The 12,776-nt window shown below is 54.9% G+C and carries 8 protein-coding genes; 1 reads left to right on the top strand and 7 read right to left on the bottom strand.

Annotation, left to right across the window (positions count from 1 at the left end):
- Positions 1–29: 29 nt before the first annotated feature.
- The 5 genes from AAGR08_RS07380 to putP all read right to left on the bottom strand — a co-directional run bounded on the left by AAGR08_RS07380 (position 30) and on the right by putP (position 5,550).
- Positions 30–233, bottom strand: a complete 204-nt coding sequence (locus tag AAGR08_RS07380) for a hypothetical protein (protein WP_097096970.1) — start codon at positions 231–233, stop codon at positions 30–32.
- Positions 234–529: 296 nt separating this feature from the next.
- On the bottom strand, positions 530–1,807 hold the full coding sequence (gene efeB, locus AAGR08_RS07375) for an iron uptake transporter deferrochelatase/peroxidase subunit (protein WP_097096969.1): 1,278 nt from the start codon (positions 1,805–1,807) through the stop codon (positions 530–532).
- Positions 1,808–1,809: 2 nt separating this feature from the next.
- Positions 1,810–2,928 carry an iron uptake system protein EfeO gene (efeO, locus tag AAGR08_RS07370; RefSeq protein WP_097096968.1) on the bottom strand — a complete coding sequence of 373 codons (1,119 nt, stop codon included), beginning with the start codon at positions 2,926–2,928 and terminating at the stop codon, positions 1,810–1,812.
- A gap of 55 nt (positions 2,929–2,983) precedes the next feature.
- On the bottom strand, positions 2,984–3,817 hold the full coding sequence (gene efeU, locus AAGR08_RS07365) for an iron uptake transporter permease EfeU (protein WP_345829870.1): 834 nt from the start codon (positions 3,815–3,817) through the stop codon (positions 2,984–2,986).
- 248 nt (positions 3,818–4,065) lie between these two features.
- On the bottom strand, positions 4,066–5,550 hold the full coding sequence (gene putP, locus AAGR08_RS07360; protein ID WP_345829327.1) for a sodium/proline symporter PutP: 1,485 nt from the start codon (positions 5,548–5,550) through the stop codon (positions 4,066–4,068).
- A 390-nt stretch (positions 5,551–5,940) separates the two neighbouring features.
- Here putP and putA point away from each other — a divergent pair, with 390 nt between their 5' ends.
- Positions 5,941–9,885 carry a trifunctional transcriptional regulator/proline dehydrogenase/L-glutamate gamma-semialdehyde dehydrogenase gene (gene putA / locus AAGR08_RS07355; RefSeq protein ID WP_097096965.1) on the top strand — a complete coding sequence of 1,315 codons (3,945 nt, stop codon included), beginning with the start codon at positions 5,941–5,943 and terminating at the stop codon, positions 9,883–9,885.
- A 67-nt stretch (positions 9,886–9,952) separates the two neighbouring features.
- Here the strand turns inward: putA and AAGR08_RS07350 are convergent, their stop codons facing one another.
- Positions 9,953–11,035, bottom strand: coding sequence for an acyltransferase family protein (locus AAGR08_RS07350; RefSeq protein ID WP_097096964.1), 1,083 nt, complete (start codon positions 11,033–11,035; stop codon positions 9,953–9,955).
- A gap of 450 nt (positions 11,036–11,485) precedes the next feature.
- Entirely contained in the window at positions 11,486–12,571 is a 1,086-nt protein-coding gene (locus AAGR08_RS07345) for an acyltransferase family protein (RefSeq protein ID WP_345829326.1), read from the bottom strand.
- Positions 12,572–12,776 lie beyond the last annotated feature (205 nt).

Below are 12,776 nucleotides of genomic sequence, written 5' to 3'. Positions count from 1 at the left end.
CGCGGCGATGACTTGAACGCTTTAGAGGTTTATTTGGCTTCCTTGTAAGCCGTTTTGAGCCAGTGAGAATGGTGTGCAACAGCGCCGAAACGCAGGCGCGCACCGGTAAAAAAACTGAGATTGAACGAGAACGAAGTGTTAATTGAAGAGAGGTTGCTTTTGAGGGAAGAAATCCCCCGCAGTGTACTGCGTGTATTGAAACTATTTAACTGTCCCAGAGAGAGACGAATCATGCGCGAACTCCAGTGGCTTAGCCACACAACTGACAACGCTTATGAATAAAGTGCATCATATTTGCGGTAGTTTGCAACAGTAATTTTACTTCCCAGCAAAGAAAAAATGATAAGCGAAGCCTGAGCGCGTTTATCTTAAATTAAATTTCTCAAAATTATCAAAGGGATGGTTAATTGGGGATAAGTCTAACTTTTTAGGAACATTCGGAAGCGGCTACGACCAGAGGAAAGTTTAAGGAATGCGTAACAAAAAGCCTGCAGCGCATTCTGACGTGCAGGCATTGTGCATTTATTAATCAGGCTTGCAGTAAAGATTGTGCCAGATAATGATTTTCATCCGCTACGCCTGGCAGCGCGAAAAAGTAGCCGCCGCCAATTGGGCGAATATATTCTTCCAGCGCTTCGCCATTAAGCCGCTGCTGTACGGTAATGAACCCTTTTGCTAAATCATGCTGATAGCAAACAAACAATAGGCCCATATCCAGCTGACCCGAACCGGTTATGCCGCTGGAATAACTGTAACCGCGCCGCAGCATTAAACTGCTGTCGGTTTGCGGCGTACGCGGATTGGCGAGACGGATATGCGCATCCAGCGCAATCAAATCGCCATCGGGATCTTTACTGTAATCCGGTACGTCATGCTCGTTTTTCATGCCAAGCGGCGCGCCGGATAACTTCTCCCGACCAAAAATGGTTTGCTGCTCGCCAAGCGGCGTGCGATCCCACATCTCGACGTGGAAACGAATGATGCGCACCGCCTGATAGCTGCCGCCGTGCGTCCATGCCGGTTCCTGCTGCTCGTCAGTCACCCACAACAGCTGATTCATCAACGCCGGATTATGGGTATCGGGATTAGCGGTGCCGTCTTTGAATCCCAGCAGGTTGATCGGCGTCTCCTTGCCGTTGCTGCGTGCCGCATGATCGGCGATGAACCCATCACGTCGCCAGCGCACCGCCAGCAAATCGGGCGTGCGCTTAATGATGTCACGCAGCGCATGGATCACCGTGTCCTGCGTGTTAGCGCAGATTTGCAGCAACAGATCGCCGTGGCACTGCTCTGCATCCAGTGAATCATTAGGGAAGCGCGTCATCGTTTGCAGCTGTGCGGGCTTATGCGCGCTCAAGCCGAAGCGCTCGTCAAACAGCGACGCGCCAACCGACAAGGTCATGGTGAGATTGTCAGGCGCGATATCGGCACCGAGAATTCCTGAATCCATCGGCGGCAGCTGCGGGTTGGTCACCACCGGTGCCGGTCCGCCCTGCGTCAGGAACGCAAAGCGCTCGGTGAGTAAGCGAAACAGCCGCTCAAGATCGGCCTTATCACTGGCCAGCACATCAAACGCCACCAGCATCATTGACGCCTGCTGCGGCGTCACAATTCCCGCCTGATGCGCGCCGTAAAAAGGTTGCGCCTGCTGACGCGCGTTGGGTGCAACCGTGCCGGGAGAAAAGCTGTCGGCGGCTGCCGTATGAAACGGACAGCCGCCGCCGAGGGCGGCCGCGCCGCCCAACATGCCTAATCCCTGCAATAAGCGACGACGCGACGGCTGCGCCGCGTCATTTTTATGCGTCATGATTAGTCGAGACCTAAGGTTCCGCGCAGCAGGGAGAGATCTTCTGCCAGAGTGGTAATCGGGCCTTTCAGCGCATTACGATCGGCGGTGGTCAGTTTCTCGTACGATTCAAAACCGTCTTTGCTGCGGTATTTGCTGAGAATGCCGTCCACTTTCTTGAAGTTGGCATCCACTTTTGCCAGCAGCTGCGGGTTGTTTTTCTGCAGCAGCGGACGCAGCAGATCAACAATTTTCTGCGCGCCATCAATGTTGGCCTGGAAGTCAGAGAGATCGGTGCGGCTATAACGGTCTTCTTCGCCTGAGATCTTGCTGGAGGCCACTTCTTCAATCAGGCCTGCCGCCCCGCCCACCACTTTCGCTGGTGGGAACGCCAGTTCGCTGATGCGCGTTTGCAGATCCAGCACGTCCTGGTTCAGCTTAGTGGCAAAGGGTTCAGCCCCTTTGGTGGTGTTATCCGCGAAGAGGATTTTTTCCAGGCGATGGAAGCCGGTGAATTTTGGATCTTCGTTTTTCTTCTCGAAGTCGTCTTCACGTGCATCGATGCTGCTATCCAGGTCGGAGAACAGCTCAGCGATGGGTTCAATACGCTCATAATGCACGCGCGTTGGCGCAAACAGCGCTTTGGCTTTTTCGATATCGCCGGCTTTCACCGCGTCGGTAAACGCTTTGGTGCCCGCCACCAGCTCTTTCACTTCATTCATTACATAAACTTTGTAGTCGGCGATAGGCCCCACCAGCTCCAGTACGTCTGGCTTGCCGGTCGCTGCTTTCTTCGCATCACCGCTGACCACCAGCTTGCCTTTCGGGTTGCTGAGTAGGCCGCAGGTCATATCATATTCGCCCGCTTCCAGATTGGCGGTGAGTTTCTGGCTGAAGCCTGGCGCGATATTTTCACGCTCTTCCACCACCATCACTCCTTTCAGGATCTCCCACTCCAGCGCTTTCTGGCTGTTGTTTTTGATGATGAACTGGGTTTTTCCCGCCTGCACATTGAGCGACATCGGCTCACATTGCTTGTCGGTCACGGTAACCGTGACTTGCGGGACGGCAGCAGCAGAAGCGGCGCCGGAAAGCGCCAGCATAGCAACCAACAGCGCCTTGCGGCGGAAGCGAATCGTCATAGTGATATCCCTGTTACATGGAAGAACAGGCGCGCAATCGCGCCTGATTTTAAATTCAGCGCGTAGTTCGAGCCGTGGTGATTGATGGGCGAGCTGGGAAGGCAAACAGCAGCAGCGCCGGAATCAGATAGATAAGCCACACCGCCACTTCGCTGACGCTTGGCGTTTCCTGATAGCCCAAAATACCTTCCAATAACGTGCCGAATACCGAGTGCGTCGAAAGCGTATTGCTCAGATCAAACGCCACATCCTGGAAGTGATTCCATAAACCGGCTTCGTGGAAAGCGCGGATAGCGCCCGCGGCAAGCCCTGCGGCAACAAACAGAATGAACAGGCTGGTCCAGCGGAAAAAGTGCGCCAGATTGAGGCGAATGCCGCCATAGTAAAGCAGCATGCCCAGCACTACCGCAGTAGCGAGGCCGAGTACTGCGCCAATCGGTGGCGCATAGCCTACGTCCTGCGTGAACGCGGCAAGCAGGAAGAACACGGATTCCAGCCCTTCACGCGCCACCGCCAGAAACACCATCAGCACCAGCGGAAAGCCACTGCCGCCCTGTTTTTGCAGCGCGTTATCAACCGATTTTTCCAGCGTGGCTTTGATATTGCGCGACACTTTGCGCATCCAGAACACCATCGATGTCAGGATCACTACTGCAACCACCGCAACAATGCCTTCGAACAGCTCCTGCTGCTTCTGCGGAAACTCGCCGGTGGTTTGATTGATAAAGATGCCGAGTGCCAGACACAGCGCGGCAGCAATAAATACGCCAGCCCACATCGCCGGGAACCATTGTGTGCGCTGGGTGCGTTTGAGATAGCTGGCAATCAGGCTGACGATGAGCGCTGCTTCCAGACCTTCGCGCAGCATGATGAGAAACGGGACGAACATCATCAACCTCTTGAATGTTAAGGAGGGTAAACCTTAGGTAAAAATACGTAAAGTGCGAACGATATCGATTATCATTATCGAAGGGGAAAATACAAGTCACCGCGAGAAATTAATTTTGCTTTTGCGGTTTGCAGAGGGGGAATATTTGGACTGGTCGCCATGAATGGCGACCCTACAACGAAACGATGCGGTGTTCGTAGGGTGCGCATTGATGCGCACCGGGTCGACATCAATGGCGCCCCTACAGATTATTTGCTTTGATACTGCGCTTCTGCGGCGGCGAAGCGCTGCTGAGCGGCCTCAGATGGAGCTCGCCCCAACAGGCTGAACACCACAATCGCAATACTGGCGAAGGCAAAGCCCGGGATGATTTCATACAGCTCGGTGTAGCCATAATCTTTCCATAGCAGCACGGTCAGCGCACCCACCACCATTCCAGCCAGCGCACCGTTGCGCGTCATGCGCTTCCAGCACACGCCAAACAGCACCACTGGCCCAAACGCCGCCCCAAAGCCAGCCCAGGCGTAGCTCACCAGGCCAAGCACGCGGTTCTCTGGATTCGCCGCCAGCGCGATAGCGATCAACGCAATCACCAGCACCATCAAACGCCCTACCCACACCAGCTCTTTCTGGCTGGCGTTTTTGCGCAGGAAGCCTTTATACAAATCTTCGGTCAAGGCGCTGGAGCACACCAGCAGCTGGCAGCTCAGCGTGGACATAACGGCTGCCAGAATCGCCGACAGCAGAATGCCCGCGATCCACGGGTTAAACAGAATGCGCGCCAGCTCGATAAACACGCGCTCGCCGTTTTGGCTTACGCCCGCCGCATGCTCGGGATGGTTCTGGAAGTAGGCAATGCCGAAGAAGCCAACGGCAACGGCTCCGGCAAGGCACAGAATCATCCAAATCATGCCAATGCGACGTGCCGTCCGAATCGTATGGTGCGAATCCGCCGCCATAAAGCGCGCCAGAATATGCGGCTGGCCAAAGTAGCCGAGGCCCCAACCGAGCAGGGAAATCACCGCCACAACGTTCAGGCCTTTCAGCATATCGAGGTTTTCAAGGCTTTTTGCTCTGATCACCGCCAGCGAATCATCCAGGCCGCCCACCGCCAAAATCACAATCACCGGCGTCAAAATCAGGGCGAAAATCATCAGACTCGCCTGCACGGTATCGGTCCAGCTCACCGCGAGGAAACCGCCCACCAGCGTATACAGAATGGTAGCCGCCGCACCGGCCCACAGTGCGGTTTGGTAATCCATCCCAAAGGTACTTTCGAACAGACGCGCACCGGCCACCACGCCGGAAGCACAATAAATCGTGAAGAAGATCAGAATAACCACCGCCGAGATAACGCGCAGTAGCTTGCTGTTATCCTCGAAACGGCTGGAGAAGAAATCTGGCAAGGTTAAGGCGTTATCGTGATGCTCGGTCTGCACGCGCAGGCGGCCGGCAACGATGCGCCAGTTCAGCCAGGCGCCAATGATCAAGCCGATGGCGATCCAGCTTTCCGAGATGCCGGAAAGGAAAATGGCGCCAGGCAGCCCCATCAATAACCAGCCGCTCATATCGGAAGCGCCCGCCGAAAGTGCGGTTACCACGCTGCCTAAACTGCGGCCACCGAGAATATAATCATCGAAGCTTTTGGTTGATCGCCAGGCGATGAAACCGATTAACACCATCCCAAGGATATATACTACAAAGGTCACCAACATCGGTGTACTTACACTCATCTGTCTCTCCACTTATTATTTGATCCATCAAGAGAAATCTTGTTAATCAGCGCTGTCGGAACGGGACAGCAGCATGATTTCACCGCATCCAGAGAAAGCGATTCCTCTTAAGGCGCGGTATCCTGCCGCAAAGGGCCAGTAGGCACAATGCATTTAACACAGCCGTCACAATGATGACACTAATGCTGCGTTTTTTCTGATGGGAGGTTGCACCGGATCACACTCTGGTTGCACCCTGGTCGCCATGAATGGCGACCCTACGAAGCCAGACGTTGTATGTAGGGTCGTCATTCATGACGGCCTGCTGGCAACATAGGTTGCACAAAGTTGCAACATGAGTGATATTGCTGCCACGCAAGCGTTGAATCACTATTCGAGGACGAGGAAAGCATGGCAACCACCACCATGGGCGTGAAGCTGGATGAAGCCACCCGCGACCGCATTAAACTGGCAGCACAGAAGCTTGACCGCACATCACACTGGCTGATCAAGCAGGCGATTTTTAACTATCTGGAGCAGTTGGAAGCTGGTGAATCGGTGCCAGAAATTCCCCAGCTGCTGATCGATGCCGCCGCTGATGAAGGCGTGCCAGAAGAGGCGCTGCAGCCTTTCCTCGATTTCGCTGAACATATTTTACCGCAGTCGGTGAGCCGCTCCGCGATCACCGCCGCATGGCGCCGTCCGGAAACCGATGCGGTGCCGATGCTGTTGGAACAGGCGCGCCTCCCTGCGCCGCTGGCGGAGAAAACGCATCAGCTGGCTTACAGCCTCGCCGATAAGCTGCGCCATCAGAAAGGGGCAACCGGTCGCGCGGGCATGGTACAAAGCCTGCTGCAGGAGTTTTCCCTCTCCTCACAGGAAGGCGTGGCGCTGATGTGCCTGGCAGAAGCGCTGTTGCGCATCCCTGACAAGCCGACGCGCGATGCGTTAATCCGCGACAAAATCAGCAACGGAAACTGGCAATCACACCTTGGCCGCAGCCCGTCGATGTTTGTCAACGCGGCAACCTGGGGTCTGCTGTTTACCGGGCGTCTGGTGTCCACCCATAACGAAGCCAACTTGTCGCGCTCCCTCAACCGCATCATCGGCAAGAGCGGCGAGCCGCTGATCCGTAAAGGCGTGGATATGGCGATGCGCCTGATGGGCGAGCAGTTTGTGACCGGCGAAACCATCGCTGAAGCGCTGGCCAATGCGCGCAAGCTGGAAGAGAAAGGCTTCCGCTACTCCTACGACATGCTGGGTGAAGCGGCGCTGACTGCCAGCGATGCCAAAGCCTATCTGGTGTCGTACCAGCAGGCGATTCACGCCATAGGCAAAGCCTCCAACGGGCGCGGTATTTATGAAGGTCCAGGCATCTCAATTAAGCTGTCGGCACTGCATCCGCGCTACAGCCGCGCACAGTATGAGCGCGTGATGGACGAACTCTATCCGATCCTCAAATCGTTAACCTTGCTGGCGCGCTCCTATGACATCGGTATCAACATCGATGCCGAAGAGGCGGATCGTCTGGAACTGTCGCTCGATCTGCTGGAGAAACTCTGTTTTGAGCCGGAACTGGAAGGCTGGAACGGTATCGGCTTCGTGATTCAGGCGTATCAAAAACGCTGCCCGTTTGTGATTGATGCGCTGATCGACCTGGCACAGCGCAGTCGTCGCCGCCTGATGATCCGCCTGGTGAAGGGCGCGTACTGGGATAGCGAAATTAAACGCGCGCAGGTTGATGGGCTGGAAGGCTATCCGGTCTACACCCGCAAGGTTTACACCGATATTTCCTATCTGGCGTGCGCACGTAAACTGCTGGCGGTGCCAAACCTGATCTATCCGCAGTTTGCTACTCACAACGCGCATACGCTGGCGGCGATTTATCAGCTGGCAGGTAATAACTACTATCCAGGCCAATACGAATTCCAGTGCCTGCACGGCATGGGTGAACCGCTGTATGAGCAGGTAGTGGGGAAAGTGGCGGACGGCAAACTGAATCGTCCGTGCCGCATTTACGCGCCGGTGGGTACGCATGAAACGCTGCTGGCCTATCTGGTGCGTCGTCTGCTGGAGAACGGGGCCAATACCTCATTCGTTAACCGCATCGCCGATAACACCTTGCCGCTGGATGAGCTGGTGGCCGATCCGGTTGCCGCCGTAGAGAAGATGGGCGTTGCCGAAGGCGCGATCGGTCTGCCGCATCCGAAAATTCCGCTGCCGCGCGATCTGTATGGCGCGAAGCGTGTTAACTCAGCGGGTCTCGATCTGGCTAACGAACATCGCCTGGCATCGCTGTCCAGCGCCCTGCTCAACAGCGCCAGCCAGCCGTGGATCGCGCAGCCGCTGGTGGCAGGTGAATTAGGTGCAGGCGTTAGCCGTCCGGTGCTTAATCCTGCCGCACCGGCGGACGTGGTCGGCAGCGTGCGAGAAGCCAGCGAAGCCGAAGTGTCGGACGCGCTGGATGCGGCGGTGAATGCCGGTCCGATCTGGTTCGCCACGCCACCGCAGGAGCGCGCCGCCATTCTTGAGCGTGCCGCCGAAGCGATGGAGGGCCAGATGCAGCAGCTGATTGGTTTGCTGGTGCGTGAAGCCGGTAAAACCTACAACAACGCCATCGCCGAAGTGCGTGAAGCGGTCGATTTCCTCTACTACTACGCCGGCATGGTGCGTGACGATTTCGATAATGAAACCCATCGACCGCTCGGCCCGGTAGTGTGCATCAGCCCGTGGAACTTCCCGCTGGCCATCTTCACCGGACAAATTGCCGCCGCGCTCGCCGCCGGTAACAGCGTGCTGGCAAAACCGGCCGAACAAACACCGTTGATTGCCGCACAGGCGGTGCAAATCCTGCTGGATGCCGGCGTGCCTGCTGGCGTGCTGCAACTGCTGCCGGGCCAGGGCGAAACCGTTGGCGCGCAACTCACCGGCGACGAGCGCGTGCGCGGCGTGATGTTTACCGGCTCAACCGCCGTCGCCACGCTGCTGCAGCGCAATCTGGCAGGCCGTCTCGATCCGCAAGGCCGTCCAACCCCGCTGATTGCTGAAACCGGCGGCATGAACGCCATGATCGTCGATTCGTCGGCGCTGACCGAACAGGTAGTGGTAGATATCGTTGCCTCGGCATTTGATAGCGCCGGTCAACGTTGCTCAGCGCTGCGCCTGTTGTGCATCCAGGATGATGTGGCCGACCACACGCTGAAAATGCTGCGTGGCGCGATGGCCGAGTGCCGCATGGGCAACCCGGAGCGCTTATCAACCGATATTGGTCCGGTCATTGATGCCGAAGCGAAAGCCAATATCGAACGCCATATTCAGGCGCTGCGCAGTAAAGGCTTCAAGGTTTATCAGGCGGCGCAGGAAAATCCGCAGGACACTAAAGAGTGGAACAGCGGCACCTTTATTAAGCCCACGCTGATTGAGCTGGATCAGGTAGGCGACCTGGATAAAGAAGTGTTTGGTCCGGTGCTGCACGTGGTGCGTTTCACGCGAAACGCCTTGCCGCAGTTGGTCGAACAGATTAACGCCTCGGGTTACGGCCTGACGCTCGGCGTGCACACCCGTATCGATGAAACTATCGCCCAGGTCACGGCCAACGCGAAGGTCGGCAACCTCTACGTGAACCGCAATATGGTGGGCGCGGTCGTGGGCGTGCAGCCGTTCGGCGGCGAAGGGTTATCCGGCACCGGTCCGAAAGCCGGCGGCCCGCTCTATCTCTATCGTCTACTGGCCAACCGTCCAGACGGTGCGCTACGCATCACCTTTGATCGTCAGGATGCTGAACGTCCGGTCGACAGTTCGGTGCGCGCGCAACTGATGCGCGCGCATCAGGCGCTGCAACAGTGGGCAAAAGACAAACCTGAACTGCTGGCGCTGTGCCAGCGTTACGACGAACTGGCGCAAGCGGGTACCGTGCGTCTGCTGCCGGGTCCAACCGGTGAACGCAATACCTTCACTCTGCTGCCGCGCGAACATGTGCTGTGCATCGCCGATAACGAGCAAGATGCGCTGACGCAGTTAGCGGCGGTCACCAGCGTTGGCAGTCACGCGCTGTGGCAGGATGATGAACTGCATCGTGCGTGGCGTAAATCATTGCCCACCGAGGTACAAGCGCACATCAAGCTGGTGAAGGAGGTGCTGGCGGCCGAGTTTGATGCCGTGATTTATCACGGTGATGCCGATCAACTGCGCAGCCTGTGTGAGCAGGTGGCGGCACGCGAGGGCGCGATTATTTCGGTGCAGGGCTTTGCTCGTGGTGAAACCAATCTGCTGCTGGAGCGTTTGTTGATTGAGCGTTCATTGAGCGTCAATACCGCCGCAGCGGGCGGTAATGCGAGTTTGATGACCATCGGTTGACGATAACAGCCAGGTGCGCATCAATGCGCACCCTACGTGTAGGGTCGCCATTCATGGCGACCCATTTTTACGCCGCCGACTTATTCCGCTTTAAGCCAATCAGCGTTGGGAACACAAACAGCGACTGCCCCAACCCACGATTGGTGACCTGCCATACCGCGACTGAACACAGCGAACAAATCCCAACGATCGCCAGCGGATAGAAACAGGCCCACAGGATGGAGAACCATGCCTGCTCGAACAGGTGATGACGCTGGGCAAACAGAATCGCTGACATGCCGAAAAACTCAATGAAGATGCGGTGTATCACGTAGATTTGCAGCGTGTTGCGCCCAACCCAGTTTAAGTAGCTCATCTTGAAATGCGCATTCAACCAGCGGCACGCCGCTACGCTACCCAGTACCGCGAGAATACACATGAACAGGCTCTTATCCAGGCCAAAGATCATGTGAATACCGGACAATGCCGCCAGCAGAGCCCACGGCACGATGTTTTCACGACGCCATTCGCTCATACGCAGCATCATTGGACTCCAGAAAGCGCCCAACAGGAAGAACAGGAAGTACTGCGCCACGCTTTGGGGTCCCCAGAAGGGGATAATCTTCTCCACCGCCAGGTAGTTAAGTGCAATCGCCACCACCAGCAGCGCCACTTTCTGCTGCTTAAATATTTTTGCGCACAGGAAATAGAGCGCCAGGCCGTACAGATACCACGAGGTGCTCATCGCCATGAACGTCAGCTTGAGGAACTCCAGCAGCGAACCGGCATACGCCGCGTTAAGGTTCTGCGAAATACGTTGCCCGGTGATTTCCGTCGAAATTCCCACAATCGACCACCATTGAATAAACCCCCATAAAATATAGAGATAAAACAGATTGGTGATGCGGCTGGTAAACACCTGTTTCCACTGCCGATTTAAAATACCGTTGGTGGCCAGTAAGCCTGAGACAAAAAAGAAGGCGGGCATACGCAGCGGCGATAACACCGTATTAAACTGCACCCATATTTCTGCCGGGATCCAGCCGGCTGACAATAATTTAACGGTACCTTCGAAGCCAGGTAATACGGTGTGATACAACACCACCAGCAATATGCATGCTCCTTTAAGCGTATTTATCCATGCAATATCTTCTTTTTGGGTGTTATTCATATCATTGACTCCCGCTGCTGTTGCTGTGTAGGTCTTAAGGGGAAATAGGTTCTAATAAGTCATGAAGCATTTATGATTATTAGACGATTATTCAACAGGCCGAGCGGGCATGATGTAGCGAAAGTCTTAAATATTTTTTTGTGGTCCTGATATAACAATACTTTACAGATCCAGACAAAAATAGAACCCTGAACACACTAAGGAAATTTGCCTTAATTAGAGTCACTAAAAGAATATTAACCAGAAGAGGTATAGAAAACATTATGAGAAGAAATTAAGAACAATCCGCCCTATCGCATACCAAATTATTATCAAATTCCGGAAAAAAGAATATTTAATGTGGCAAATGGATAAGCAGGAATATTAGCCGTGTGCTTGTAGGGTCGCCATTCATGGCGACCTGGGATAAAACATATTGAGGACCAGCGAACTGGCCCGGCAGGATTATTTTTACTGCGGTTCACTTTTCGTTGCTAATACCGGTTTGCGCAGCAGGCGGGGATAAAGGAACAGCATGCGGCCCGGACCACGGTTGAGCAGCGTCCACACCAGCAGCGAAATGCTGGTACAAAGTGCAACGCCGGTAATTGGCATCAGCAGCGCCCATGCCCAGCTGAAGGTGGCATTGCCAAACCAGCCGTAGTGCAACGCCAGAGCAATCGCGCTCAGCCCTAATAGCTCAATAAAGATGCGATGCAGCACGTAAATTTGCAGCGTGTTGCGGCCAATCCAGTTGAGCCACGCCATATTGAAACGTTCGTTCAGGAAGCGGCACAGCACGATGCCAAACACGATGGTCAGCACGCTGTAGAACGGGTTTTTGTAGATGCCGCCGACATGATGCAGCATGCCAATCAGCGCAATGCCACCCAGCAGCAGCCAGTGCTGGCGCTTCAGTTCGCTTATCTCAATTAATGCCTGGCTGAAGAACACCCCGATCAGGAAGTAGAGGTAGTTCTGCGCCACGCTGGCTGGGCCCCAGCCGGGAATCAGGCTGAACTGCGCCGCATAAGTGGCAACCACTCCTAACGCCAGCAGCGCGATCTTCTGCTTGTGGAACAGCTTGGTGAATAGGAAGAAACCGGCCAGCGCGTAGAGATACCACAGGCTGGTCATCGAGGTCATCAGCAGCTTAATGAACTCAAACGGCGTATCGGCGTAGGCGGCGTTTTTGGTGCTGGAAAGCCGCTCCCCCAAATGGGTGGAGATATAATGAATGCTGAGCCACTGAATCACGCCCCACAGCAGATAGAGATAAACGATGTTGCTGAACTTCTTGGTGAAGACCTCTTTCCAGCTTTTTTTAGTAATGGAACTGGCCGCAAGCAAACCGGAAACGAAGAAGAAAGCGGGCATGCGCAGCGGTGAGAGATAGGTATTGAACGCCACCCACCAATGCGCAGGCAGCAGTCCGGCTGTCAGGTGGTGAAGTGAGGGAGCGAAGGTGGTGATGATGGAGTGATGCAGCACCACCATCAAAATACAGCCTCCTTTGAGCGTGTTGATCCAGAGGACCTCTTTCCTGGCAGTACTCATTAATTTGTCCTAATTGCGCCATGAATTTGTAAAGAATTATTTATAATTACAAAGATGTCTCAATCGGGACTTTCCTAATCAGGAAACAGAGGCACACTTAAAACCCGTCAATAACCATATCGTCATAAAAATCATGACGTTATAAAATTAGCATGCAGCTATTTTAGGAAAAAACTGAGAGGAATTATGGCGAGCGAAATGCAGA

Source organism: Pantoea sp. BRR-3P (assembly GCF_039621635.1).
Taxonomy (GTDB): domain Bacteria; phylum Pseudomonadota; class Gammaproteobacteria; order Enterobacterales; family Enterobacteriaceae; genus Pantoea; species Pantoea floridensis.
The sequence above is the reverse complement of the archived record's forward strand: the minus strand, read 5'-3'. Positions and strand labels throughout refer to the sequence as shown.

Excerpts from the sequence above, each read along its gene's own strand:
- putP (WP_345829327.1), bottom strand. The coding sequence starts at position 5,550 with ATGAGTGTAAGTACACCGATGTTGGTGACCTTTGTAGTATATATCCTT.
- AAGR08_RS07380 (WP_097096970.1), bottom strand. The coding sequence starts at position 233 with ATGATTCGTCTCTCTCTGGGACAGTTAAATAGTTTCAATACACGCAGT.
- efeU (WP_345829870.1), bottom strand. The coding sequence starts at position 3,817 with ATGTTCGTCCCGTTTCTCATCATGCTGCGCGAAGGTCTGGAAGCAGCG.
- putA (WP_097096965.1), top strand. The coding sequence starts at position 5,941 with ATGGCAACCACCACCATGGGCGTGAAGCTGGATGAAGCCACCCGCGAC.
- AAGR08_RS07345 (WP_345829326.1), bottom strand. The coding sequence starts at position 12,571 with ATGAGTACTGCCAGGAAAGAGGTCCTCTGGATCAACACGCTCAAAGGA.
- efeB (WP_097096969.1), bottom strand. The coding sequence starts at position 1,807 with ATGACGCATAAAAATGACGCGGCGCAGCCGTCGCGTCGTCGCTTATTG.
- efeO (WP_097096968.1), bottom strand. The coding sequence starts at position 2,928 with ATGACGATTCGCTTCCGCCGCAAGGCGCTGTTGGTTGCTATGCTGGCG.
- AAGR08_RS07350 (WP_097096964.1), bottom strand. The coding sequence starts at position 11,035 with ATGAATAACACCCAAAAAGAAGATATTGCATGGATAAATACGCTTAAA.